At 66.3% G+C, this 25,452-nt stretch carries 20 protein-coding genes and 5 tRNA genes; 8 read left to right on the forward strand and 17 right to left on the reverse strand.

Features of this window, described 5'->3' with window-relative positions; translation table 11 throughout:
• On the reverse strand, positions 1–341 hold a 341-nt coding region (gene tsaB, locus G3O00_RS23270; protein ID WP_206144455.1), incomplete at its 3' end, for a tRNA (adenosine(37)-N6)-threonylcarbamoyltransferase complex dimerization subunit type 1 TsaB.
• Positions 342–489: 148 nt separating this feature from the next.
• On the opposite strand from tsaB, the gene G3O00_RS23275 reads away from it, so the two are divergent.
• From G3O00_RS23275 to aceA, 3 genes are all read left to right on the forward strand, one after another.
• Positions 490–759 carry an acyl-CoA-binding protein gene (locus G3O00_RS23275; protein ID WP_011352486.1) on the forward strand — a complete coding sequence of 90 codons (270 nt, stop codon included), beginning with the start codon at positions 490–492 and terminating at the stop codon, positions 757–759.
• A gap of 362 nt (positions 760–1,121) precedes the next feature.
• Positions 1,122–2,672: a DEAD/DEAH box helicase gene (locus tag G3O00_RS23280; protein WP_206144456.1), complete on the forward strand. Its 1,551-nt coding sequence runs from the start codon at positions 1,122–1,124 to the stop codon at positions 2,670–2,672.
• 413 nt (positions 2,673–3,085) lie between these two features.
• The gene (aceA, locus tag G3O00_RS23285) at positions 3,086–4,393 is read left to right on the forward strand and encodes an isocitrate lyase (protein WP_206144457.1); all 1,308 of its coding nucleotides are present in this window, start codon (positions 3,086–3,088) and stop codon (positions 4,391–4,393) included.
• 199 nt (positions 4,394–4,592) lie between these two features.
• On the opposite strand, the gene G3O00_RS23290 is transcribed toward aceA, so the two are convergent.
• Complete coding sequence (locus G3O00_RS23290; RefSeq protein ID WP_031399397.1) at positions 4,593–5,027, reverse strand: universal stress protein; 435 nt, start codon at positions 5,025–5,027, stop codon at positions 4,593–4,595.
• 159 nt (positions 5,028–5,186) lie between these two features.
• Positions 5,187–6,092 carry a LysR family transcriptional regulator gene (locus tag G3O00_RS23295; protein WP_041492883.1) on the reverse strand — a complete coding sequence of 302 codons (906 nt, stop codon included), beginning with the start codon at positions 6,090–6,092 and terminating at the stop codon, positions 5,187–5,189.
• Positions 6,093–6,246: 154 nt separating this feature from the next.
• On the opposite strand from G3O00_RS23295, the gene G3O00_RS23300 reads away from it, so the two are divergent.
• Both G3O00_RS23300 and aceB read left to right on the forward strand, forming a co-directional pair.
• A complete protein-coding gene (locus G3O00_RS23300) occupies positions 6,247–7,008 on the forward strand; it encodes a haloacid dehalogenase type II (protein WP_011352491.1) in 762 nt (253 codons plus the stop codon).
• 67 nt (positions 7,009–7,075) lie between these two features.
• Positions 7,076–8,668 (forward strand): malate synthase A, encoded by a 1,593-nt coding sequence (gene aceB / locus G3O00_RS23305; protein ID WP_206144458.1) that lies wholly within the window; start codon positions 7,076–7,078, stop codon positions 8,666–8,668.
• Between the two features lie 135 nt (positions 8,669–8,803).
• On the opposite strand, the gene G3O00_RS23310 is transcribed toward aceB, so the two are convergent.
• On the reverse strand, positions 8,804–9,217 hold the full coding sequence (locus tag G3O00_RS23310; protein ID WP_206144459.1) for a gamma-glutamylcyclotransferase family protein: 414 nt from the start codon (positions 9,215–9,217) through the stop codon (positions 8,804–8,806).
• A gap of 258 nt (positions 9,218–9,475) precedes the next feature.
• Here G3O00_RS23310 and G3O00_RS23315 point away from each other — a divergent pair, with 258 nt between their 5' ends.
• Positions 9,476–10,351, forward strand: coding sequence for a helix-turn-helix transcriptional regulator (locus G3O00_RS23315; protein ID WP_206144460.1), 876 nt, complete (start codon positions 9,476–9,478; stop codon positions 10,349–10,351).
• Positions 10,352–10,377: 26 nt separating this feature from the next.
• On the opposite strand, the gene G3O00_RS23320 is transcribed toward G3O00_RS23315, so the two are convergent.
• The 7 genes from G3O00_RS23320 to gltX all read right to left on the reverse strand — a co-directional run bounded on the left by G3O00_RS23320 (position 10,378) and on the right by gltX (position 13,472).
• On the reverse strand, positions 10,378–10,842 hold the full coding sequence (locus tag G3O00_RS23320; RefSeq protein ID WP_027787064.1) for a GNAT family N-acetyltransferase: 465 nt from the start codon (positions 10,840–10,842) through the stop codon (positions 10,378–10,380).
• Between the two features lie 354 nt (positions 10,843–11,196).
• Positions 11,197–11,273 (reverse strand) — tRNA-Asp (locus G3O00_RS23325).
• 73 nt (positions 11,274–11,346) lie between these two features.
• Positions 11,347–11,422: transfer RNA gene (locus G3O00_RS23330), tRNA-Glu, on the reverse strand.
• A 63-nt stretch (positions 11,423–11,485) separates the two neighbouring features.
• Positions 11,486–11,562: transfer RNA gene (locus G3O00_RS23335), tRNA-Asp, on the reverse strand.
• A 79-nt stretch (positions 11,563–11,641) separates the two neighbouring features.
• Positions 11,642–11,717 (reverse strand) — tRNA-Glu (locus G3O00_RS23340).
• Positions 11,718–11,855: 138 nt separating this feature from the next.
• Positions 11,856–11,931: transfer RNA gene (locus G3O00_RS23345), tRNA-Ala, on the reverse strand.
• Between the two features lie 131 nt (positions 11,932–12,062).
• Entirely contained in the window at positions 12,063–13,472 is a 1,410-nt protein-coding gene (gene gltX, locus G3O00_RS23350; protein ID WP_206144461.1) for a glutamate--tRNA ligase, read from the reverse strand.
• 280 nt (positions 13,473–13,752) lie between these two features.
• Between gltX and G3O00_RS23355 the strand changes: the two genes are divergently transcribed.
• The gene (locus tag G3O00_RS23355; RefSeq protein WP_011352497.1) at positions 13,753–14,679 is read left to right on the forward strand and encodes a patatin-like phospholipase family protein; all 927 of its coding nucleotides are present in this window, start codon (positions 13,753–13,755) and stop codon (positions 14,677–14,679) included.
• Positions 14,680–14,827: 148 nt separating this feature from the next.
• Here G3O00_RS23355 and G3O00_RS23360 read toward each other — a convergent pair whose 3' ends face one another.
• The 6 genes from G3O00_RS23360 to G3O00_RS23385 all read right to left on the reverse strand — a co-directional run bounded on the left by G3O00_RS23360 (position 14,828) and on the right by G3O00_RS23385 (position 21,878).
• Complete coding sequence (locus G3O00_RS23360; protein ID WP_174933646.1) at positions 14,828–15,508, reverse strand: C40 family peptidase; 681 nt, start codon at positions 15,506–15,508, stop codon at positions 14,828–14,830.
• Between the two features lie 128 nt (positions 15,509–15,636).
• A complete protein-coding gene (locus G3O00_RS23365) occupies positions 15,637–17,259 on the reverse strand; it encodes a dipeptide ABC transporter ATP-binding protein (protein WP_011352499.1) in 1,623 nt (540 codons plus the stop codon).
• Positions 17,256–18,353: an ABC transporter permease gene (locus G3O00_RS23370; protein ID WP_011352500.1), complete on the reverse strand. Its 1,098-nt coding sequence runs from the start codon at positions 18,351–18,353 to the stop codon at positions 17,256–17,258. Before G3O00_RS23370 ends, G3O00_RS23365 begins: the two co-directional genes overlap by 4 nt.
• A gap of 48 nt (positions 18,354–18,401) precedes the next feature.
• Entirely contained in the window at positions 18,402–19,445 is a 1,044-nt protein-coding gene (locus G3O00_RS23375; RefSeq protein ID WP_174941930.1) for an ABC transporter permease subunit, read from the reverse strand.
• A 52-nt stretch (positions 19,446–19,497) separates the two neighbouring features.
• Positions 19,498–21,369, reverse strand: a complete 1,872-nt coding sequence (locus G3O00_RS23380) for an extracellular solute-binding protein (protein ID WP_206144463.1) — start codon at positions 21,367–21,369, stop codon at positions 19,498–19,500.
• Positions 21,370–21,509: 140 nt separating this feature from the next.
• A complete protein-coding gene (locus tag G3O00_RS23385) occupies positions 21,510–21,878 on the reverse strand; it encodes a hypothetical protein (RefSeq protein WP_206144464.1) in 369 nt (122 codons plus the stop codon).
• A gap of 297 nt (positions 21,879–22,175) precedes the next feature.
• On the opposite strand from G3O00_RS23385, the gene G3O00_RS23390 reads away from it, so the two are divergent.
• Positions 22,176–25,394 (forward strand): efflux RND transporter permease subunit, encoded by a 3,219-nt coding sequence (locus G3O00_RS23390; RefSeq protein WP_206144465.1) that lies wholly within the window; start codon positions 22,176–22,178, stop codon positions 25,392–25,394.
• Positions 25,395–25,452 lie beyond the last annotated feature (58 nt).

The raw sequence follows: 25,452 nt of genomic DNA on the forward strand, positions 1-25,452 counted from the left end.
TCGCACGCGAGCAGCGTGCCGATCGGCACGACCGGCAACCCGCCCCCGAACGCGAGGCCCTGGGTAATGCCCGTCGCGGTGCGCAGGCCCGTGAACGAACCGGGGCCCGCGCCGAACGCGATCGCGTCGCAATCGGCGAGCGTCAGTCCCGATTCAGCGAAAAGCGCCTGGATGGCCGGCAGCACGCGCGTGCTCGACACGGCGCCCGTCAGCTCGTGGCGGACCCAGGTTTGCGGGGTGGAAACGGCGTCATCGGCATGGGCCGAGCGCAGCAGCGCGACCGAGCAGTATTCGGTCGACGTATCGATGGCGAGGAGCACTGTTTGCGTCATGGGCGACATTGTAATGCGGCGCCCCGCTCCCACGGGCGATCGGGCCCGATCCGTGCGGGTGCGCTGCGCCCGGCGGCGGTTTGGAAGGATCGCTCGACCCCGCGCGGCGGTCCGCTTGTTAAGATCGCCCGACCTGAAACCCTTACGGAGACACCCGATGAGCGAACTCACCGCCCAATTCGACCAGGCCCAGATCGACGTCAAGCAACTGACGGAACGTCCGGGCAACCTGACCCTGTTGCGCCTGTACGCCCTCTTCAAGCAGGCGACCGACGGCGACGCCCACGGCGACAAGCCGGGCTTCACCGACATCGTCGGCAAATACAAGTACGACGCATGGGATGCGCTGAAAGGCACGTCGCAGGATGCGGCAAAGCAGCAGTACATCGAACTCGTCGAATCGCTGAAGAACGGCACGGCTTCCTGACCGAATTGCCCCCTGCCGCAATAGGCAATCAAATCAGTGGCGCAGCGCAGCAAATCTCTTTATAATGCTGGCTGCGTCACCCCCGCGCTCGGCTCGCAAGCCGTTCCGGCCTGACGCCTCGTAGCGTTAAGCTCCAATCCGGTTTAGAACCTGTCCCCTCCTGCTTCGACCTTCGCGGTCGTCACTTATCAGGCTGGCGGCCCCGCTCCTGAAGCGCGCCGCACCCAAAACAGCTTCTAATGCCTCATCCGCCGACGGTTCGGCGGATTGCACCCCCGTTTCCCGATTTGCTCGCTGAATCCGACGACTTGGGTATGCGCGATTGGCGCCGACGTTTCACCCACTGTGTTTCAAGGATTGTTATGACTTCGAGCATCAACTCCAGCCCGCTCAACGCGATCGCCGACCAGGCGCTCGGTCTCGACAACGCCGCCGTTCCGGCCGCGGTCGAACCGGCGTCGGACGAGCCGAACTTCGCGTCGCTCGGGTTGTCGCCGGAGATCGTCTCCGCGCTGCAGGCCGCCGGCTATGTGAAGCCGACGCCGGTCCAGCAGCGCGCGATTCCGGCCGGCATCGCCGGCCGTGACCTGCTGGTCTCGAGCCCGACCGGTTCGGGCAAGACTGCTGCATTCATGCTGCCCGCGATCGAACGTTTCGCGCAGCTCCAGAAGGCGCAAGCGCAACAACCGCGCGCGCCGCGTGAACCGAACCAGGGCGACCGCCGTGCGCGCCGCCCGCAACCCGTCGCGCGCCCGGGCCTGCTCGTGCTCACGCCGACCCGTGAACTCGCGATGCAGGTCACCACGGCCGCCACGACCTACGGCAAGCACCTGAAGCGCTTGCGCACGGTCAGCATCCTCGGCGGCGTCGCCTACGGCCAGCAGCTGATGCTGCTCGCGAAGAACCCCGAAATCCTGGTCGCCACGCCGGGCCGTCTGCTCGACCACCTCGAGCGTGGCCGCATCGACCTGTCCGAGCTGAAGATGCTCGTGCTGGACGAAGCCGACCGCATGCTCGACATGGGCTTCATCGACGACATCGAAACGATCGTCGCCGCCACGCCCGAGTCGCGCCAGACGATGCTGTTCTCGGCCACGCTCGACGGCAAGATCGGTTCGCTGACGAGCCGCCTGCTGAAGGATCCGGAACGCATCGAGATCCAGCAGCGCCTCGAGTCGCGCGCGAACATCGCGCAGACCGTGCACTACGTCGACGACCGCGACCACAAGGATCGCCTGCTCGATCACCTGCTGCGCGACGACGCGCTCGACCAGGCGATCATCTTCACGGCGACCAAGATCGACGCCGACCAGCTCGCCGGCCGTCTCGCCGACGCAGGCTTCGAATCGGCTGCACTGCACGGCGACCTGCCGCAGGGCGCGCGTAACCGCACGATCCGTGCGCTGCGCGAGCGCCGTGTGCGCGTGCTGGTGGCCACCGACGTCGCGGCACGCGGCATCGACATCCCGGGCATCACGCACGTGTTCAACTACGACCTGCCGAAGTTCGCAGAAGACTACGTGCACCGTATCGGCCGTACCGGCCGTGCGGGCCGTTCGGGCACGGCAGTGAGCCTCGTGCACCACGCCGAGCAAGGCGCGCTCAAGCGCATCGAGCGCTTCGTGCGCGCGCCGCTGCCGGTCAACGTGATCGAAGGTTTCGAGCCGCGCAAGGCGCCCCCGCGCAACGGCGGCAACGGCGGCCGCGGCCGTCCGGGCGGCGGTAACGGCGGTCGTCGTTTCGGCGGCAAGCCGGGCGGCGGTTATGGCGGCAACGGTAACGGCAACGGCCGCAGCTACGGCGGCGGCAATGGCGGCGGCTGGAGCGGCAAGCCGGGCGGCAGCCGTGACGGCGGCCCGCGTCGCGACGGCCAACGCAGCGGCGGCCCGCGTCGCAGCAACTCCGCGTCGTAAGTACGCACGGGCGGCCACGACGGCCGCTCACGGAGGGCAGACCCGCGGATAACCGCCCCTGCCCGTCCAGCCAACCGGCGCATCTGCGCCGGTTTTTTTTCGCCCCGCCCCACATTTCACGATGCGGAAAATTTTTTTGTGTCGTAAAAAATCATGCTGCGTGGCACAACCCGGGAGATTGCGGGATGGAAAAAAGCATTTCTTATCCCGAAATTTCAATTTCAAGATATTGATTTAAAACAACTAAAAATTTACCCCACTCTTCACAAAGCCCCCTGTCCCGCTCCGGTCGATTTGCCTAGACTCTTATACAAGACTTCACGAACCGGAATCCACCGCTCCCGGCTTCGAGAACAGCGTCACCACCGTCAGATTCAATCCATCAGGCATCGCACCGCATCAAGGAGCTCATCATGTCGCGTCAGCAACAGGCACAGGAACTGCAACAGCAATGGGAATCCGATCCGCGCTGGAAAGGCATCAAGCGCAGCTACACGGCTGAGGACGTGGTCCGCCTGCGTGGTTCGATCCCGATCGAGCACACGCTCGCCAAGCGCGGTGCGGAAAAGCTGTGGAGCCTCGTCAACAACGAGCCGTTCGTCAACGCACTCGGCGCACTGACCGGCAACCAGGCGATGCAGCAGGTGAAGGCCGGCCTGAAGGCGATCTACCTGTCCGGCTGGCAAGTGGCCGGCGACGCGAACGTCGCGGGCGAAATGTACCCGGACCAGTCGCTGTACCCGGCAAACTCGGTGCCGCTCGTCGTGAAGCGCATCAACAACACGCTGACGCGCGCCGACCAGATCCAGTGGTCGGAAGGCAAGAACCCGGGCGACGAAGGCTACGTCGATTTCTTCGCACCGATCGTCGCTGACGCGGAAGCCGGTTTCGGCGGCGTGCTGAACGCATTCGAACTGATGAAGGCGATGATCGAAGCCGGCGCATCGGGCGTCCACTTCGAGGACCAGCTCGCGTCGGTGAAGAAGTGCGGCCACATGGGCGGCAAGGTGCTCGTGCCGACGCGTGAGGCCGTCGCGAAGCTGTCGGCTGCACGTCTCGCGGCCGACGTGATGGGCACGTCGACCCTGCTGGTCGCCCGCACCGACGCGGAAGCAGCCGACCTGATCACGTCCGACGTCGACGACAACGACAAGCCGTTCCTGACGGGCGAGCGCACGGTCGAAGGCTTCTTCCGCACGAAGCCGGGCATCGAGCAGGCGATCTCGCGCGGTCTCGCGTACGCGCCGTACGCCGACCTCGTCTGGTGCGAGACGGGCAAGCCGGATCTCGAGTACGCGAAGAAATTCGCGGAAGCGATCCACAAGCAGTTCCCCGGCAAGATGCTGTCGTACAACTGCTCGCCGTCGTTCAACTGGAAGAAGAACCTCGACGACGCGACGATCGCGAAGTTCCAGAAGGAACTCGGCGCGATGGGCTACAAGTTCCAGTTCATCACGCTGGCCGGCTTCCATGCGCTGAACTACTCGATGTTCAACCTCGCGCACGGCTATGCCCGCACGCAGATGAGCGCGTTCGTCGAACTGCAGCAGGCCGAGTTCGCGGCAGCGGACAAGGGCTTCACGGCCGTCAAGCACCAGCGCGAAGTCGGCACCGGCTACTTCGACGCCGTGACGCAGACGGTCGAGCGCGAAGCATCGACGACCGCGCTGCACGGCTCGACCGAAGACGAGCAGTTCTTCGACGGCAAGAAGGTCGCGTAAGCAGAACAGCACGACGCGCCACGCGTCATGCCGATGCCCGCCCCGTCTCGCGACGGCGCGGCATCGGCCACCGGACAACAATCAGGGAGGAGACGGCAGGCGCGCGATACCGATCGCGCGACCGGCCGCGCGGCCTGCGGGCCGCCAGCAACGACGCGCGCCGGCTCCGTCCGGCGCGCCCTTTTTCCAGGGCGCCGCCCTACCGATACACGATCACCGGAATTTTCGTATGGGTCAGCACGCGCTGCGTCTCGCTGCCGATCAGCAAGCTGCCGAGCCCGCGGCGTCCGTGGGACGCCATGAAGATCACGTCGCAGCCGCCGCGTTCGGCCGCCTCGATGATGCCGAGATACGGCGACGGATGCACGCTCGTCCAGGTATCGCAATCGACGCCGGCCGCCTTCGCGGCCGATTCGACCTCGTCGAGGTGCGCGCGCGCCTCGCGCTCGCTGCGCGCACGGAAATCGGCGGGCGGCTCGATGATCACTTCGGAAAACGGCGAGTACGGATACTGCGGCAGGCACGCGTAGGCCGTGACCCGCGCACCGACCGCGCGCGCCAGGTCGATCGCGCCGTCGATCGCCTTCTGCGACAGTTCGGAACCGTCGGTTGGAACGAGGATGTGCCGGAACATCGCGTCCTCCTTCGTCAATCGCACTCCGCACGCCGCGATCCCATCCGAGCCGGCCGCGACGCGTCGGACATGCCTCCTACGAGTGTAGTGCGCGAAACCGCCCAACCGGCGCCGGCAGCGGGTTCGCCCTCATATCGGAAACGCGCGGGCATGCACGACTTACTCGCCCCAATATCCGGGCTGTTCGTAGGTGTGCTTCAGGTAATCGAGAAACAGCCGCACGCGCAGCGGCAGATGCCGGCGTTGCGGAAACACCGCATGGATGCCGATCGGCGGGGCCGCGAATGCGTCGAGCACGCTGACGAGCCGGCCGGCCGCGATGTCGTCGCCGACCTCCCACCACGAGCGCCACGCGAGCCCGTGGCCGTCGAGGCACCACTCGTGCAGCACCGCGCCGTCCGAGCATTCCATCGTGCCGTTCACGCGGATCGACACGACCTTGTCGTCCTCCTGGAACGCCCAGCCGCGTTGCTGGTTCGCGTTTGCCGCGAGCGCGAGGCAGTTGTGCCGCGCCAGCTCGGCGAGCGTGGCCGGCGTGCCGCGCCGTGCCAGGTACGCGGGAGAAGCGACGCACACGCGGCGATTCTCGCCGAGCTTCAGCGACACGAGCGACGAGTCGGGCAGCTCGCCGAGCCGCACCGCGCAATCGAACCCCTCGTTGACGAGGTCGACCATCCGGTCGGACAGGTCGAGCGTGACCGATACGTCCGGATGGCCGACGCTGAATTCGGGCACGAGCGGTGCAACGTGCCGCCGGCCGAAACCGGCCGGCGCGGAAATGCGCAGGTGGCCGCTCGCCTTGACGCCGCCGGCGGACACGCTCGCCTCCGCGTTCTGCATGTCGTTGATGACGCGCTGGCAATCCTCGAGGAACGCCGAGCCCTCGAACGTCAGCGTGAGCTTGCGCGTCGTGCGCACCAGCAGCTTGACGCCGAGCCGCTCTTCAAGTGCGTCGAGGCGGCGGCCGATGATCGCCGGGGCGACGCCTTCCGCGTGCGCGGCCGCCGACAGGCTGCCCTTCGCCGCGACCGCGGCGAACGTTTCGATCTGCTTGAACCGGTCCATGACTCGCAGGGGCAGCGCTGCCGCCCTTCAAATAGCTTAAACCGCTCAAGATTAGGTATATGAAAGTAAAAGATCAAGTGATGTTTAGCGTCTTTTTTAGCACATACGATCACGAATAGAATTCACCTGACCTCTGAAACTGGAGCGCAAGGCTATGTCGGCCACAACGACACTCTCCTCTCCCGACGCAATCCTCTTCGACGCATTCGGCACGTTGTTTGACGTGCGTGCGGTCCTGGCCGCGGCGGAGCAGATGTTTCCCGGTCACGGGGAACGGTTGTCGCAGCTGTGGCGACGCAAGCAAATCGAATACTCGCAGTTGCGCACGCTCGCCGATCCGGCCGGTGCGCGCTATCGCCCGTTCCGGGACATCACGCTCGATGCGCTGCGGTTCGCCGCGCGCCGGCTCGGGCTCGCGCTGAACAGCGCGGCCGAGAAGCGGCTGATGGACGAATACGCATGCCTGTCCACCTATCCCGATACGGTGCCCGCGCTGCGCAAGCTGCGCGCGCTCGACCCGCGCCCGCCGCTCGGCATCCTGTCGAACGGCACGCCGCAGATGCTGGACATCGCGATCAAGAGCGCCGGCATGTCCGGACTGTTCGATCGCGTGCTGTCGGCCGACACCGTGCGCGCGTACAAGCCGAGCCCGGCCGCCTACGCGCTCGGCACCGACGCGTTCGGACCGAACCGGCGCGGCATCGTGTTCGTGTCGTCGAACGCGTGGGACGTCGCCGGCGCCGTCTGGTTCGGCTACACGACGTTCTGGCTCAACCGCACGGGCGCGCCCGCCGAGGAACTCGGCGCGCCGCCCGATGGCACCGGCACCGGCATGGCCGACCTGCTCGCATTCCTCGCCACCCCGGCTCCGTCCGGCAGACCCGCAAACCGCACGCGCCCCAGCCCGGGTGCATGACGTTCGCAGCGCTGCCGCCTTCCCCCTTCACCGAAACCGCAACTGACCGACCAAGGAGATGAGACTCATGAGCACCCCGATCACGCTGCCGCAAGGCATGACGATCACCGGCGAAATCAAGCCGGGTTACGAAGCAATCCTGACGCCTGAAGCGCTCGAACTCGTCGCAGCGCTGCACCGCACGTTCGAGCCGCGCCGCCAGGCGCTGCTGCAGGCGCGCGTGGAGCGCACGAAACGCCTCGACGCGGGCGAGCGCCCCGACTTCCTGGCCGAGACGAAGGCGATCCGCGAAGGCGACTGGAAGGTCGCGCCGCTGCCGGCCGACCTGCAATGCCGTCGTGTCGAGATCACGGGCCCCGTCGAGCGCAAGATGATCATCAACGCGCTGAACTCGGGCGCGGATTCGTACATGACGGACTTCGAGGATTCGAACGCGCCGAGCTGGACGAACCAGATCGACGGCCAGATCAACCTGAAGGACGCGGTGCGCCGCACGATCTCGCTCGAGCAGAACGGCAAGTCGTACCAGCTGAACGACAAGGTGGCGACGCTGATCGTGCGTCCGCGCGGCTGGCACCTCGACGAGAAGCACGTGACGGTCGACGGCCAGCGCGTGTCCGGCGGCATTTTCGATTTCGCGCTGTTCCTGTTCCACAACGCGAAGGAACTGCTCGCGCGCGGCTCGGGCCCGTACTTCTACCTGCCGAAGATGGAGAGCCATCTCGAGGCACGCCTGTGGAACGACATCTTCGTCGCCGCACAGGAAGGCGTCGGCGTGCCGCGCGGCACGATCCGCGCGACGGTGCTGATTGAGACGATCCTCGCCGCGTTCGAGATGGACGAGATCCTGTACGAACTGCGCGAACACAGCTCAGGCCTGAACGCCGGCCGCTGGGACTACATCTTCTCGGCCATCAAGAAGTTCAAGAACGACCGCGACTTCTGCCTCGCCGAGCGTTCGAAGATCACGATGACCGTGCCGTTCATGCGCGCGTACGCGCTGCTGCTGCTGAAGACCTGCCACAAGCGCAACGCACCGGCGATCGGCGGGATGAGCGCGCTGATCCCGATCAAGAACGATCCGGAAGCGAACGACAAGGCCATGGGCGGCGTGCGCTCGGACAAGCAGCGCGACGCGACCGACGGCTACGACGGCGGCTGGGTCGCGCACCCGGGCCTCGTGCCGATCGCGATGGAAGAGTTCGTCAAGGTGCTCGGCGACAAGCCGAACCAGATCGCGAAGCAGCGCGACGACGTGCAGGTCGAAGGCAAGAACCTGCTCGACTTCCAGCCCGAAGCGCCGATCACCGAAGTCGGCCTGCGCAACAACATCAACGTCGGCATCCACTACCTCGGCGCATGGCTCGACGGCAACGGCTGCGTGCCGATCCACAACCTGATGGAAGATGCGGCCACGGCCGAAATCTCCCGCTCGCAGGTGTGGCAATGGATCCGCTCGCCGAAGGGTGTGCTCGACGACGGCCGCAAGGTCACTGCCGAACTCGTGCGTGAATTCTCGAAGGCCGAGCTGGACAACGTGAAGCGCTCGGTCGGCGGCAACACGCAGCCGTACGAGCGCGCCGCGGCGATCTTCGAGCAGATGTCGACGTCGGAAGGCTTCACCGAATTCCTGACGCTGCCGCTGTACGAGGAAATCTGACGTCGCTGCCCGCTACGATCGGGGCCGGCCCTGCGTCGGCGCCGGTCGGATGCGATGACGGCATCAAAAAAAGCGCCCCGCGGGGCGCTTTTTCATTTGCGGCAGGATCGGATACCGCGGCTGACACGCGACCGGTCAGATGGCTTCCCGCTCGCGCCGGTGCTGAACCCAGTCGCCCGACGCAATGCGCGGCTGCCCGGCTATCGCGTGCGCGGCGACCGGATAGTAAAGGCAGGCGTACTGCCGGCCGCCGAGCTCGACGGTCACGTCTTCCGGCTTGAACAACGAGTCGACGCCCGGATACACGCGCTCGATCTCGTCGAGCACGGGAACGAGCAGGTCGTCGACCTCGTAGACGTCGCCCCAGACCAGCGACTTGCCGGCCGACCCGGCAATCATTCCCGGATAAGTACCGAAGTCGTACAGTTCGCCCGGCAGCGCGGCGGCGCCGAGCAGCGTCGGCGCGGCGATCCCGTGCCTGGCAGCCGCGTGGCCGATGTCGTTGGCCTCCCCGTTTCTCAGGGTGCCGTAGACGAATACGTAACGCATCGTGGTTCTCCTCTTTGATTCGTATGTTGCCGTGCTCGCGCGCGATTCGTGGCGAAATCGCCCGCGCATCGATAGACCACGATACCGGCCCGATGGTTCGAACCCGCACGCGCACCCGGCCCCGCGGCAGTCCCGAAATCGCCTGGTGCCCACACAAAGTTCATTTGAACGCGGCATGATCGCCCGACAAACCGCCGCATGCGCTTTCGCGGCGCCTTCTACAATAACGGCATCGCCGCCGCGCTGCCCGAATCGTTCATGAACCCGCCGTTCCAAGCCGACGTACCGAATCCGTACGTCATCGACATTCCGCCCGAATTCGCGCCGACCGCCGTCCATCCGATGCGCGTGCGCGCACGGCAGGTCAATACCGGGTATCGCATCCCGCTGCATACGCATGCGTGGGCGCAGCTCGCGTACGCATCGCGCGGCGTGCTGCGCGTCGCGACCACCGGCACGACCTGGATGGTGCCGCCGTCCCGCGCGATCTGGGTGCCGCCGCACGTGACGCACGAGGTCGTGATCGTCGAAGAGGCGTATCTGCGCACGTTGTATATCGACGAATCGATCGTGCCGGAGGGGCTCGACGCGTGCCGCGTCGTCGAAGTGACGGGGCTGCTGCGCGAACTGATCGTCGCACTCGACGCGCGCGACCTGAGTACCCCGCGCGAGCGCCTGCTGTGCGGGCTGGTGCTCGACGAGCTGACCCACGCCGAACCGCTGCCGCTCGCCGTGCCGATGCCCGACGAAAAGCGGCTGCGCATGCTGTGCGAAGCGGTACTCGCGCACCCGGCGCACGCGGAGTCGCTCGAGCATTGGGCCAGCGAGGTCGGCGCGAGCACACGCACGATTTCGCGGCTCTTCAAGCAGGAACTGGGGGTGAGCTTTTCGCAGTGGCGCCAGCAGGCGCTGCTGGCGCGGGCCATTCCGCTGCTGAACCAGGGACGCCCGCTGTCGCATATCGCGCGCGAACTCGGCTACCAGAGCCAGAGCGCCTTTTCGGCGATGTTCCGGCGTGCCTTCGGCGAAAGCCCGCGCGCATTCATGCTGCGCGGCTACGAGCATCGCGGCCCGGAAGACAGCCTCGCGGACGACGAAACCCCGGACGACGACACGATCGACGCTGCCCGCTGAACGCCCGGCTCCGGATCGTCAGGTCATCAGACCGGCCGCACCATGTGGCGAATCGAGCCGAGTTGCGCGAGCCGCGACCCGGCAACCTGATAGCCCATGCGCAAGTAGAGACGCGCGGCAGGATTGTCGACGAACACGCGCAGTTGCAGTTCGTGCAGCCCGCGCGCACGCGCCCACCGGTGCGACATGTCGAGCATGTAGGTGCCGGCACCCTGCCCGCGATGGCCGGCCGCGATCTGGACGTCGCGGATATGCAGCGAGTCGCCCTCTTCGGTCACGCGCAGCACGCCGATGCGCTCACCGTCGGCCTCGAGGATGAAGTTCTCGGATTCGCGCCAGCTCGCGTAGAACAGGTCGCTGCGCCACACGAGCCCATGGCGCTTGTAATAGCCGCCCATGTTGCCGTGCGTCAGCGCTTCGGCAAACGGAAAATCGCCGGCCTCCGCGGGCCGGAGCTGATACAGGAGTCGCAGGTCGGTCGGATCGAGCATCACGCAGGGGTCAAGAACGCATCCCGCCACGATAGCGCAGTCGCGTGCGGATGCAATCGCGGATTTCTCGTAGCGGCTCGACGCCGGATGACCGGCGGTTACGCGCCCGCCGGCGGGCGCAACCGGAAATACAAATGAAAAAGCCCGCACAAGGCGGGCTTTTTCATTTTCTGGCGGAGCGGACGGGACTCGCCTACATCCCGCAGGCCGCGGCTGCGCTTGCAAGCGCAGCCCTTCGAGTCCCGCCGGAAGCCGCGCAGGCGGCTTCCTCCACTCCGCAGTCACGCGCCCGCAAGCGGGCGCAACGAACGATACTAATGAAAAAGCCCGCACAAGGCGGGCTTTTTCATTTTCTGGCGGAGCGGACGGGACTCGAACCCGCGACCCCCGGCGTGACAGGCCGGTATTCTAACCGACTGAACTACCGCTCCAGTCTTGCTTCTTGCCTGGCAGGCGTCGGTTACTTCCTGCCGGCGCATCGTTTGTTCGAACGACGCCGAAATCTGGCGTCCCCTAGGGGATTCGAACCCCTGTACTCACCGTGAAAGGGTGATGTCCTAGGCCTCTAGACGAAGGGGACAACGTACTGCTTACATCTTTAATACAAAAGCCCGCTCAAAAACGTCTTGAACGGGCTTCGTTCTGGCGGAGCGGACGGGACTCGAACCCGCGACCCCCGGCGTGACAGGCCGGTATTCTAACCGACTGAACTACCGCTCCAGCTTTCTTACCCTCACCTGCAGGACGTCGGTTACGTTCCTGCAAGCGTTGCGACATTTCTACGAAACGCCGCAGAATCTGGCGTCCCCTAGGGGATTCGAACCCCTGTACTCACCGTGAAAGGGTGATGTCCTAGGCCTCTAGACGAAGGGGACAAAATCTTTTCAGATCTGTCTGACTTTCGCTATTCACTTTTCAATCAACAGCGAAGGCCGAAATTCTAACTGCTTTGAATCATTTTGTGAAGCATTTATTACTACCGCTGCTTCGCAAATCAACTCAGCTTGTTCTGATGGTGGAGGTAAGCGGGATCGAACCGCTGACCTCTTGCATGCCATGCAAGCGCTCTCCCAGCTGAGCTATACCCCCTTGCAGAACAGAAATGAGATTATATGGAGCTACTTTGAACTTGTAAATACCCTTTTTGCGATTCGAGCGAAATTTTTTGCGAAGCTGCCGCGATGTCACGCACAGGCGGCAGCTTCACTCGCCCTCGAACCTCAGGCCAGCGCGGCCTCGATACGCGACACCACGACATCGCGACCGAACAGCACGAGCACCGCATCGATCGACGGCGTGTGCGTCGTACCGGCCACCAGCAGGCGCACCGGCATCGCGAGTTGCGGCATCTTCAGCTTGTGCGTACCGAGCGTCGCCTTCAGCGCGGCGGACACGGCCTCCTTGGTCCAGTCGGCCGCCTTCAGCGCAGCGACGAGATCGGCCAGCGCCGGACGCACCACATCGGTCACGTGCTGTGCAAGCGCATCGGCTTCCGGTGCCGGCACACGATAGAACATCGTGGCGCCTTCCGCGATCTCCTTGACCGTCGTCGCGCGATCCTTCATCAGCCCGACCACCGCTTCGAGCGCAGGGCCCGTCGCGATCGCCGTATCGTCGATGCCGAGGGCGGCGAGGAACGGCTTCGCCAGCTCGGCGAGGCGCGCGTTGTCCGCTTCCTTGATGTAATGCGCGTTCAGCCAGCTCAGCTTGCTATGGTCGTACTGCGCGGGCGACTTGCCGAGATGCTCGAGATCGAACCATTCGACGAATTGCTCGCGCGAGAAGATCTCGGCGTCGCCGTGCGACCAGCCGAGGCGCGCGAGATAGTTGACGACGGCTTCAGGCAGGAAGCCCGCGTCGCGGTACGCCATCACGCTCATCGCGCCATGGCGCTTGCTCATCTTCTCGCCCTGCTCGTTCAGCACGGTCGGCAGGTGCGCGTAGACGGGCGGCTCGCCGCCGAGCGCATTCAGGATGTTGATCTGGCGCGGCGTGTTGTTCACGTGGTCATCGCCACGGATCACGTGCGTGATGCCCATGTCCATGTCGTCCACCACCACGCAGAAGTTGTAGATCGGCGTGCCGTCCGGGCGCGCGATCACGAGGTCGTCGAGCTCTTCGTTCGAGATTTCGACACGCCCCTTCACGGCGTCGTCCCACACGACCGTGCCGGTCAGCGGATTGCGGAAGCGCAGCACCGGCTTCACGCCGGCCGGCGGCTCCGGCAGCACCTTGCCGGGCTCCGGACGCCACGTGCCGTCATAGCGCGGCTTCAGGCCGGCCTCGCGCTGGCGTTCGCGCAGCGCGTCGAGTTCCTCGGCCGACATGTAGCACGGGTACGCGAGGCCCTTTTCGAGCATCTGCGCGAGCACCTCGCGATAGCGGTCCATCCGCTGCATCTGATAGATCGGACCTTCGTCGAAATCCAGGCCGAGCCACTGCATCCCTTCGAGGATGGCATCGACCGCTTCCTGCGACGAGCGCTCGACGTCGGTATCCTCGATGCGCAGCACGAACGTGCCCTTCATCTTGCGGGCGAACGCCCACGGGTAGAGCGCGGAGCGGATGTTGCCGAGGTGGATGAAGCCGGTGGGACTCGGCGCGAAGCGGGTACGGACAGGACGGGTCATAAACGGTAACTCGAACGCCTGGGGCGCATGAATGATTCGACGCGGGATCGACGGCGGCAGCCCGGACAGCAACGGGGCCGGCGACGCCCGGAACGGGAAAGAAGCCGGAATTATACTCGCGCCGGACATCGCGCCAAGCGCGCCGCTTGCTTTATGATGTGCGCGCCGCGGCCGCCAGCCGGCGCGGCGCCGGCCGCACGGAACCTGCCGTACGGCCGCTCGGAACCTATCGCCGCCGCGGGCCGTGTAACCCGCCGCCAAGCCGCCGGAGAACCATTCGATGTCGTCCCCTCGCCTGTCGCGCCGCCACTTCACGATCGCCGCCGCGTCCGCCAGCCTCGCCGCCTGCACGTCGTTCGGCGACAAATCCCGCCCGGACAATGCGTCCGGCGCCACGCAGCCGCACGAAAAGCCCGTGAAGATCGGCATCGCACTCGGCGGCGGCGCCGCGCGCGGCTTCTCGCACATCGGCGTGCTGAAGGCGCTCGAGGCGCGCGGCATCCCGGTCGAAATCGTCGCGGGCACGAGCGCGGGCTCGGTGGTCGGCGCACTCTATGCGTCGGGCATGAGCGCGCTGCAAATCAACAAGATCGCACTCGACATGGACCAGGCGGCGATCAGCGACTGGGCGCTGCCGTTCCGCTCGCGCGGGCTGCTGCAAGGCGTGGCGCTGCAGAACTTCCTGAACAAGACACTCAACAACCGGCCGATCGAGAAGATGGCGAAGCCGCTCGGCATCGTCGCGACCGATCTGCAGAACGGCCAGCCGATCCTGTTCCAGCAGGGCAATACGGGGCTCGCGGTGCGCGCGTCGTGCAGCGTGCCGTCGGTGTTCGAACCGGTGAAGATCGGCAACCGCGAGTATGTCGACGGCGGCCTCGTGAGCCCGGTGCCGGCGTCGTACGCGCGCAAGATGGGCGCGAGCTTCGTGATCGCGGTCGACATCTCGGCCCGGCCGGACGGCGCGGCCACCAACAACCCGATCGAGATGCTGCTGCAGACCTTCACGATCATGGGCCAGACGATCAAGACCTACGAGCTCGACAAGTACGCGGACGTCGTGATCCGCCCGAACCTCAACGCGATGGGCGGCAGCGACTTCAACCAGCGCAACGCGGCGATTCTCGCGGGCGAGGAAGCCGTCGCGCGCATCATGCCGGAACTGCAGCGCAAGCTGGCGGCAGCACGTGGCGTGACTGCCGCGTAAGCATGCGATGCGCAGGCCGGCGCGTGCCGCCGGCCCGCAAACGGCGGAGCAACGGTCAACTCCCCGTTTGCACCGCCCCAAAACAAAAAACCCTGCCGCCTTTCGGTGACAGGGTTTTTTTCGATCCGGCCGGACTGGCCGTCGAACGTCAGTTGTTGTTGCCGTTCGCCGAATCGTCGCCGATCGTCGCGCGCACGCGCTGACGCAGGTCTTCCGGCTTCATCGGGAACTCCGATTCCAGGCGGCGCGCGCCGGTGAAACGCTTTTCCCAGTAGCCGCTGTCGAGATCGTCGACGCGGATGGTGCTCCCCGTCGACGGCGAGTGCACGAACTTGTTGTCGCCGATGTAGATGCCGACGTGCGAGAACGTACGGCGCATCGTGTTGAAGAACACGAGGTCGCCCGGCTTCAGGTTGCTCATGCTCACCTTCTCGCCGACGCGGCTCATCTCTTCCGCACGGCGCGGCAGCGACATGCCGAGCGTGTCCTGGAACACGTAGCGCACGAAGCCGCTGCAGTCGAGGCCCGAATCCGGCGAGTTGCCGCCCCAGCGATAGCGCACGCCGATCATGTTCAGCGCGCCGACGACCACGTCGCCTGCCTTGCCGGCCATGCCCGCGAGGAACGACTTCGCGCCGCCGCTCGACGGCTGCGCGCTGGTCTGCTGGAGGGAGGAGGAATTCGACGCGTTCTGCGTCGAATTCGTGACATTTTGGTTAAAACTACTGACTTCGTCGGCGAACGCGCCGGGAGCTGCTGCAAACAGGGCGCCGATGAACAGCCCGGCGATGGTGCGCGCGCATGCCTGGGTCAGGGATCGATGCTGCATTGGTCGATGGAATTTGCTTAAAAATCAGCTGATTGGCGGAAAATTTCGGTCGATACTAGCCAGCGCGTAATCGTTTGTCAAAACAAATTAATAAATACAATCGAGATGGTCAGACCATTGGCGGCCTATCACGCTTTCCAGACCGCTTTCAACAGCTTTTGTGTGTAAGGATGTGACGGTCTTGTGAAGATGTCGGCCACCTCCCCCGACTCGACGACGGCCCCGTCCTGCATCACCGCGACGCGGTGCGCCATCGCCCCGATCACCTCCAGGTCATGGCTGATGAAGACATAGCCGAGGTTGTATTTCTGTTGCAAATTCGCGAGCAGTTTCAGCACCTGCTGCTGGATCGACACGTCGAGCGCGGACGTCGGCTCGTCGAGGATCAGGATGCGCGGCTCCAGCACCAGCGCCCGCGCGATCGCGATCCGCTGGCGCTGCCCGCCCGAGAATTCGTGCGGATAACGGTGCAGCACCGTGCGGTCGAGGCCGACTTCGCGCAGCACCGCGAGCGACTTCGTGCGGCGCGCGTCGGGCGTCATGTCCGGGCGATGCAGCTCGAGCCCCTCGCCGACGATCCGCTCGATCGTGTGACGCGGTGAAAGCGAACTGAACGGATCCTGAAAGACGACCTGCATGTTCGAGCGCAGCGCGGTTTGTTCGCGTCCGCGATAGGTCGACAGTGCGCGCCCCTGGAATTCGATCGTCCCGCCGGCCGTCTTCTGCAGGCCGAGCAGCGCCATCGCGAGCGTCGACTTGCCCGACCCCGATTCGCCGACGATGCCGAGCGTCTCGCCCTGCCGCACCGACACCGACACGTCCGCGACCGCCGTCACCGGCACCGAGCCGAACCAGCCCGCGATGCCCGGCCGCTTGCGCGCGAACTGCACGCTTACGTGGTGCGCGTCGAGCACGACGGGCGCGATCGGCATCACCGGCGTGACCGCACGTTGCGGCCGGCTGTTCAGCAGCCGCTGCGTGTACGGATGCTCGGGTTCCGCGAAGATCCGCTCGACGGGCCCGCTCTCGACGAGCCGGCCATGCTCCATCACCGCGACGCGATCCGCGAAGTGCCGCACGAGATTCAGGTCGTGCGTGATCAGCAGGATCGCCATCCCGCGCTTTTCCGCTTCCTCGCGCTGCAGTTCCAGCAGCAGATCGACGATCTGCGCGCGGATCGTCACGTCGAGTGCGGTAGTCGGCTCGTCGGCCAGCAGCAGGCGCGGCCGGCAGGCGAGCGCCATCGCGATCATCGCGCGCTGGCGCTGACCGCCCGACAACTGGTGCGGATAGCTGTCGACGCGCTTCTCCGGCTCTGCGATGCCCGTGCGCGCAAGTAGCGCGATCGCGCGCTTGCGCGCCTCGACCGCCGATACGCCGTCATGCAGCACGATCGTCTCGCCGATCTGTACGCCGATCGTATACAGCGGGTTGAGCGCGGTCATCGGCTCCTGGAAGATCATCGCGATGTCCGAGCCGCGCAGCCCGCGCATCTCGCGCTCGCTCTTCGCCACCAGGTCCTGCCCCGCGAAGCGGATCGTGCCGCTCACGTCGGCATCGCGCAGCAGCCGCAGGATCGACAGCGCGGTCACGCTCTTGCCCGAACCCGACTCGCCGACCAGCGCGACACGCTCGCCGCGGCCGATCGCGAGCGTCACGTCGTCCACCGCGACCGTGTCGCCGAAACGCACATGCAGATGCTCGAGCGCCAGCAGCGGCTCCTGCTGCGTCGATACGACCGGTTCGCTCATCGCTGGCCTCCCGCCGCGCGCACCGAGTCGGCGATCCGCGTGTCGAGTGCATTGCGCAGCGCATCGCCCATGAAGGTCAGCAGCAGCAGCGTCGCGACCAGCACGCCGAAGGTCGACAGCGAGATCCACCACGCGTCGAGGTTGCCTTTGCCCTGCGCAAGCAGCTCGCCGAGGCTCGGGGTCGGCGGCGGCACGCCGAGCCCGAGGAAATCGAGGCTCGTGAGCGCGAGGATCGACCCGCTCATCCGGAACGGCAGGAACGTGATGACCGGCGTGAGACTGTTCGGCAGCACATGACGCCAGATGATCTGCCAGTTCGTGAGCCCCATCGCGCGCGCCGCGCGCACGTAGTCCTGCGTGCGGTTGCGCAGGAACTCCGCGCGCACGTAGTCGGCGAGCCCGATCCAGCCGAACAGCGACAGCAGCACGATCAGCAGCAGGAAGCTCGGCTCGAAGATCGACGCGAAGATGATCAGCAGGTACAGCTCGGGCAGCGAGCTCCAGATCTCGATCAGCCGCTGCCCGACGATGTCGATGCGCCCGCCGAAGAAGCCCTGCACGGCGCCCGCGGCAATCCCGAGCAGCGTACCGATCACGGTCAGGATCAGCCCGAACTCGACCGACACCCGGAACCCGTACACGAGCCGCGCCAGCAGGTCGCGCCCCTGCGCGTCGGTGCCGAGCCAGTTCGCGCGCGACGGCGGCGCGGGGTTCGGCACGTTCGAGAAGTAGTTCAGCGTGTCGTAGTAGTAACGGTTCGGCGGGTAGACGACGAAGTTGCCGGGCGCCTCGAGCCGCTTGCGCACGTACGGGTCGAGGTAGTCGGCCGGCGTCGGGAAGTCACCGCCGAAGGTCGTCTCCGGATACGCATGGAACAGCGGGAAATAGTACTGGCCGTCGTAACGCACGACGAGCGGCTTGTCGTTCGACCACAGCGGTGCGGCCACGCTCGCGGCGAAGGCCACGAAAAAGATCACGAAGCTCCAGTAGCCGAGGCGCTGCTGCCTGAAGCGCTGCCACACGCGGCGTGCGGGCGACGGCGACACGCGGGCGCGTGCCGCATCGATGCGGGATGACACGACGGCCCGGTTCATCGCGCACCTCGCCCGGTGACGCCGGGCATGCAGACGGACGGTTTCATGTCAGCGCTCCAGGGTGTCGAATTGAATGCGCGGATCGACCCACACATAGCAGAGATCGGAGATCAGTTTGGTCGCGAGCCCGATCAGCGTGAACAGGTACAGCGTGCCGAGCACGACCGGATAGTCGCGCCGCACGACCGATTCGTACGACAGCAGCCCGAGGCCGTCGAGCGAGAACAGCGTCTCGATCAGCAGGCTGCCCGTGAAGAACGCGCCGATGAACGCAGCCGGGAAGCCGACGATCAGCGGCAGCATCGCGTTGCGGAACACGTGCTTCCACAGCACGCTGCGCTCGGAGAGCCCCTTCGCGCGCGCGGTCAGCACGTATTGCCGGCGGATCTGGTCGAGGAACGCATTCTTCGTCAGCATCGTGATGACCGCGAAGCTGCCGACCACCGACGCCGTGATCGGCAGTGCGATATGCCACAGGTAGTCGAGCACCTTGCCGACGAGCGACAGCTGCGCGAAGTTGTCCGACGTGAGCCCGCGCAGCGGGAACAGCTGCCAGAACGAGCCGCCGCCGAACAGCACGAGCAGCAGCACGCCGAGCACGAAGCCCGGAATCGCATAGCCGACGAGCACGACGAGGCTCGTCGCGACATCGAACGGCGAGCCGTTGCGCACCGCCTTCGCGATGCCGAGCGGCACCGATATGAGGTACGTGAGGAAGAACGTCCACAGCCCGATGCTGATCGACACGGGCAGCTTCTGCACGACCAGCGACCACACGCTCTGGTGGCGGAAGTAGCTGTCGCCGAGATCGAAGCGCGCGAAGCGCTTCAGCATCAGCCAGTAGCGTTCGAGCGGCGGTTTGTCGAAACCGTACAGCGCCTTGAGCTGCGCGAGCTGCTGCGCGTCGACGCCGGTGTGCGCACGCATCCCGAACGGCACTGCGCCCTGCTCCGTCGCGCCCTTGCGCAATTCCTGCACGGCCTGTTCGACGGGGCCGCCCGGCACGAACTGGATCACCGCGAACGTGAGGGTCAGCACGCCGATGAGCGTCGGGATCATCAGCAGCAGGCGTTTGAGGATGTAGCTCCACATAGGGCGTCGACTCGCGTTCGGTAGGCGGGGTTGGACGTAGGGGCGGCGTGGCTCAGTGATCGGGCTTCGCCCACCAGGTCGACACGACCCAGCCCTCGGCCGAATAGTACAGCGGCAGCGTCTGCGGATAGGCAAGCGTGCGCTTGTACGCGACCCGGTGCGTCGTGCTGTACCACTGCGGGACTGCGTAGTAGCCGTGCATCAGCACGCGGTCGAGCGCGTGCGTCGCGTCGAGCAGATCGTCGCGCGTCTGTGCGGTGCCGAGTGCGTGCAGCAGCGCGTCGACGGCCTGCGATTTCAGCCCGATGAAATTGTCGGAGCCCGGTTCGTCGGCGAACTTGCTGGCGTAACGCGAGTACTGCTCGGCACCCGGCACCTGCACGCCCGGCAAGCGGATCGTCGTCATGTCGTAGTCGAATGCGTCGAGACGCTTTTGCAGCAGCGCGTAATCGGCCGTGCGAAAACGTGCGTCGATGCCGAGCTTCGCCAGGTTGCGCTGGTACGCCGCCACGATCCCTTCCATCGATGCGCCGGAATCGTCGAGGATCTCGAATGTGAACGGCTCACCCTTCGCGTTGCGCAGCGCGCCGTCGCGATAGGTCCAGCCGGCCTGCGCGAGCAGCGCGCGCGCCTTCAGCAGGTTCGCGCGCAGCGAGCCCGGCGGGTTCGTGTTCGGCTGCGTGACCATCGGGCCGAACACGGCCGGGTCGAGCTGCGCGCGCAGCGGCTCCAGCAGCTTCAGCTCGCCGGGGCCGGGCGTGCCGGTCGCCTGCAGGTCGGTGTCGGCGAAGTAGCTGTCCATACGCGTGTAGGCGCTGTAGAACAGCTGGCGGTTCAGCCATTCGAAGTCGAATGCGAGGTCGAGCGCCTGACGCACGCGCACGTCGCGAAACAGCGGCCGGCGCAGGTTCATGAAGAAGCCCTGCATGCCGGCGCCGTTGTGCTGGCGGAATTCGCGCTTGACGAGCTCGCCGTTGTCGAAACGCTTGCCGACGTCGCGGCGCGTCCAGTTGCGCGCGATGTACTCGACGAGCACGTCGTATTCGCCGGCCTTGAACGCCTCGAGCCGCGCGACGCCGTCGCCATACAGCTTGTAGACGATCCGCTCGAAGTTGTTGGTGCCCACCCGCACCGGCAGGTCGGCGCCCCAGTACGCCGGGTTACGCCGGTAAGTGATCGTCCGGCCGTTGTCGTAATGGTCGATCAGGTACGGGCCGCTGCCGATCGGCTGCTCGAACGCGAGCTGGTCGAACGGGATGCGCGAGCCGTCCGCGCGCAATCCCCACTTTCGGGAAAACACCGGCACGCCGCCGGCGATCAGCGGCAGTTCGCGGTTCGCGCTGCGGAACTCGAAGCGCACGGTAGCCGGATCGACGACCACGGCCTTTGCGATCTCCGCGAAATACGCGCCGAACTGCGGCGCGGCCTGCTTGCTCTTCAGCGTGTCGAACGAGAACTTGACGTCGTCGGCGGTGACGCGGTCGCCATTCGAGAAGCGCGCGCGAGGATTCAGGTGGAACGTGACCGAACGGCGGTCCGGCGCGATGTCGATGTCGTCGGCGAGCAGCCCGTATGCGGATGCCGGCTCGTCCGAACTGCCGGTCGCGAGGCTCTCGAACAGCATGTCGATGCCCGGCGCGGGATTGCCGCGCATCGTGAACGGGTTGAACTTGTCGAACGACGTCAGCCGGTTCGGGTTCGCGAGCACCAGCGTGCCGCCCTTCGGCGCGTCGGGGTTGACGTAGTCGAAATGCTTGAAGCCCGGCGGATACTTCGGCTCGCCGTACTGCGCAATGGCGTAGACCGCATGCGCAGCGGTCGCGGCCAGCACCGCCTGCAGCACGAACACTGCTGCCGTGCGGCCGGCGGCCCGTACGGCACGGCGGACACGCGTGCCGGCGGCCCGGGGCGAACCCTTCGTCATAGAGGCCTTGTCGGTCGAATGAGGGTAGTAACGAGGGACGATTCTACCCACTCAAGCCGGCGAGCCAAAAGAAAACCGCCACGCGGGCGGTTTCTTCACGAGCGGATCGGGGGCGCGCATCAGGAGGCGCGCCCTGCCGATCAGTGCCAGCCGTTGTGGCGGCCGTTGTCCCAGTGGCCACGATCGCCACGATCGCCGCCCCAGCCGCGGCCGTGACGGCGGTACCACTCGTCACGGCCCCAGTAGCGACGGCCGTCCCAGTAGCGATCGCCATGCCAGCCGATCACGATGGTCGGTCCCGGTGCGTAGACAGGGGCCGGCGCGTAGACCGGCGCAGGCTGATAGACGACCGGCGGCGGAGGCGGCGGCGCATACACGGGTGCGGGCGCGACGTATACCGGCGCCGGAACGCCGAGATTGATCCCGACATTGACTCCCGCCATTGCTGCGCCCGACACGAGCAAGGCCGTCATACCGGTCACGAGCGAGGCAACACGCAAGGTCTTCATGGATTCCTCTTCTGGTTGTGTCATGTGTGATTGGACTATAACGGCAAGCGCCGTCTCCGCATATTTCCACTTTGTAAGAACTGATGCGCCGCATCGCAACGGTAAGCCCGCGCTAACGTCTTGTAACAATCGACGCCCGCCCTCCCCCCTCGCGCCCCGTTCCTAAAACATCTTTCATCCTGCCCCGCGCCCCGCGTTAAGCGGCGCCACGCACACTGCGCGAGCCGAATCGGGCTCCCGCCGCGCTTCGGCACTTCGCTGACAGGCCGGCGCCCCGCGCCGGCGGAGACCTCGCCGATGCTGAAACTCGTCCGACTCGCGCTCGCGCGCCCCTACACGTTCATCGTCCTCGCGCTGCTGATCCTGATCGCGGGGCCGCTCGCGGCACTGCGCACGCCGACCGACATCTTCCCCGACATCCGGATTCCGGTCATCAGCGTCGTGTGGAATTACGCGGGCCTGCAGCCGGCCGACATGGCCGGGCGCATCGTCACCTACTACGAGCGCACGCTCGGCACGACGGTCAACGACGTTGCGCATATCGAGTCGCAATCGTTCCGCAGCTTCGGGATCGTCAAGATATTCTTCCAGCCGAGCGTCGACATCCGCACCGCGACCGCGCAGGTCACGTCGATCTCGCAGACGGTGCTCAAGCAGATGCCGCCGGGCACCACGCCACCGCAGATCCTCAACTACAACGCGTCGACCGTGCCCGTGCTGCAGCTGGCGCTGACGAGCGACACACTGAACGAACAGCAGCTCGGCGACTACGCGACCAACGTGATCCGGCCTCAGTTGCTGTCCGTCGCGGGGGTCGCGATTCCGTCGCCGTACGGCGGCAAGGTGCGCCAGGTACAGATCGACCTCGATCCGCAGGCGCTGCAGGCCAAGGGGCTGTCCGCGCAGGACGTCGCAACCGCGCTGGCGCAGCAGAACCAGATCATCCCGGCCGGCACGCAGAAGATCGGCGGCTTCGAATACAACATCCGGCTCAACGACAGCCCGCTGACCATCGACCAGCTCAATGCGCTGCCGATCCGCAGCGTGAACGGCGCGGTGATCTTCATGCGCGACGTCGCGCACGTCCGCGACGGCTATCCGCCGCAGGGCAACATCGTGCGCGTCGACGGCCGTCGCGCGGTACTGATGAGCGTGCTGAAAAGCGGCTCGGCATCGACGCTCGACATCATCGACGGCGTCAAGGCGCAGTTGCCGCGCATCGAGGCGACGCTGCCGCCGTCGCTCAGGCTCGTCGTAATGGGCGACCAGTCCGTGTTCGTCAAGGGCGCCGTGAGCGGCGTGGCCCGTGAAGGTCTGATCGCCGCCGCGCTGACGTCCGCGATGATCCTGCTGTTCCTCGGCAGCTGGCGCTCGACGCTGATCATCGCCGCGTCCATTCCGCTCGCCGTGCTGGCCGCGATCGCGGCGCTCGCGGCCGCGGGCGAGACGCTCAACGTGATGACGCTCGGCGGGCTCGCACTCGCGGTCGGCATTCTCGTCGACGATGCCACCGTCACGATCGAGAACGTCAACTGGCACCTCGAGCAGGGCAAGAACGTGCGCGATGCGATCCTCGACGGCGCATCGCAGATCGTCGCGCCGGCCTTCGTGTCGCTGCTGTGCATCTGCATCGTGTTCGTGCCGATGCTGCTGCTCGACGGCGTAGCCCGCTTCCTGTTCGTGCCGATGGCCGAAGCCGTGATCTTCGCAATGATCGCGTCGTTCGTGCTGTCGCGCACGTTCGTGCCGATGATGGCCCGCTACCTGTTGAAACCGCATGCCGCGCATCCGGCGGCCGCGCTCGCGCCGCACGGTGCGCCGTTCCCGCCGCCACGCGCACGCAATCCGCTCGTCGCGTTCCAGCAGGGATTCGAGCGCCGCTTCGCGGCACTGCGCGCCGGCTACCGCGTCGTGCTCGGCCTTGCACTCGTCCACCGTGCACGCTTCGTCGCGCTGTTCCTCGCCGCGGTCGCGGTGTCGTTCGTGCTGGTGCCGTGGCTCGGCCGCAACTTCTTCCCGTCGGTCGATGCAGGCGAGATCGCGATCCACGTGCGCGCACCGATCGGCACGCGCATCGAGGAAACGGCCGCGCTGTTCGATCACGTCGAGCACGCGGTGCGCGACGTGGTGCCGCCACGCGCGGTCGCGAGCATCGTCGACAACATGGGGCTGCCGAACAGCGGGATCAACCTCACGTACAGCAACAGCGGCACGATCGGCCCGCAGGACGGCGACATCCTCGTGTCGCTCACGGGCGACCACGCGCCGACGGCCGACTACGTCAAGCAGTTGCGTACGCGGCTGCCGCGCGCGTTTCCGGGCGTGACGTTCTCGTTCCTGCCCGCCGACATCGTGAGCCAGATCCTCAACTTCGGCGCGCCCGCCCCGATCGACGTGCAGGTGACCGGTCCCGACCGTGCCGCCAACCGCGCCTATGCCACCGATCTGCTGCGGCGCATCCGCGACGTACCGGGGGTTGCCGACGCACGCGTGCAGCAAGCGTCGACCTATCCGCAGTTCACGGTCTCGGTCGACCGCACGCGGGCCGCGCAACTCGGCATCACCGAGCAGGATGTCACCAATGCCGTGGTCGCGAGCCTGTCCGGCACGAGCCAGGTATCGCCCACCTACTGGCTCGATCCGCGCAACGGCGTGTCGTATCCGATCGTCGCGCAGACGCCCCAGTACCGGATGACGTCGCTGTCGGACCTGCGCGCGCTGCCCGTCACGGGCCGCTCGGGCGCGCCGCAACTGCTCGGCGGGCTCGCGACGATCGTGCGCGGACAGACCGACGCAGTCGTGTCGCACTACGACATCGCACCGCTGTACGACATCTTCGCGACGACACAGGACCGCGATCTCGGTGCGGTCAGCGCCGACATCGCACGCGTGCTGCACGCGAGCGCGGCCGGCTTGCCCAAGGGATCGCGCGTGACCGTGCGAGGCCAGGTACAGACGATGAACAGCGCATTCGGCGGGCTGCTCGCGGGCCTCGCCGGCGCGGTCCTGCTGATCTACCTGCTGATCGTCGTCAACTTCCATTCGTGGCGCGACGCATTCGTGATCGTGAGCGGCCTGCCCGCGGCGCTCGCCGGCATCGTCTGGATGCTGTTCGTCACGCGCACGCCGCTGTCGGTACCGGCCTTGACGGGCGCGATCCTGTGCATGGGGGTCGCGACCGCGAACAGCATCCTCGTCGTGACCTTCGCGCGCGAACGGCTCTCGCATACCGCCGACGCGGCCGTTGCCGCGCTCGAGGCCGGCTTCACGCGCTTTCGGCCCGTGATGATGACCGCGCTCGCGATGATCATCGGCATGGCGCCGATGGCGCTCGGCCTTGGCGACGGCGGCGAGCAGAACGCGCCGCTCGGTCGCGCGGTCATCGGCGGCCTGCTGTGTGCGACCGTCGCGACGCTCGTGTTCGTGCCCGTCGTGTTCAGCCTCGTCCACCGGCGCGACCGCGCGCCCCGTTCCGAATCCCTGCCCCTCACTCCGGGAGAACAGCATGTCCACTGAATTCGAAGTCCGCCCTCCTGGCACGCCGCGCTACCTGAAACCGCTCGCGATCGCGGGC

The sequence above is a fragment of the Burkholderia sp. Ac-20384 genome (assembly GCF_017104605.1).
Taxonomy (GTDB): Bacteria; Pseudomonadota; Gammaproteobacteria; order Burkholderiales; family Burkholderiaceae; genus Burkholderia; species Burkholderia lata.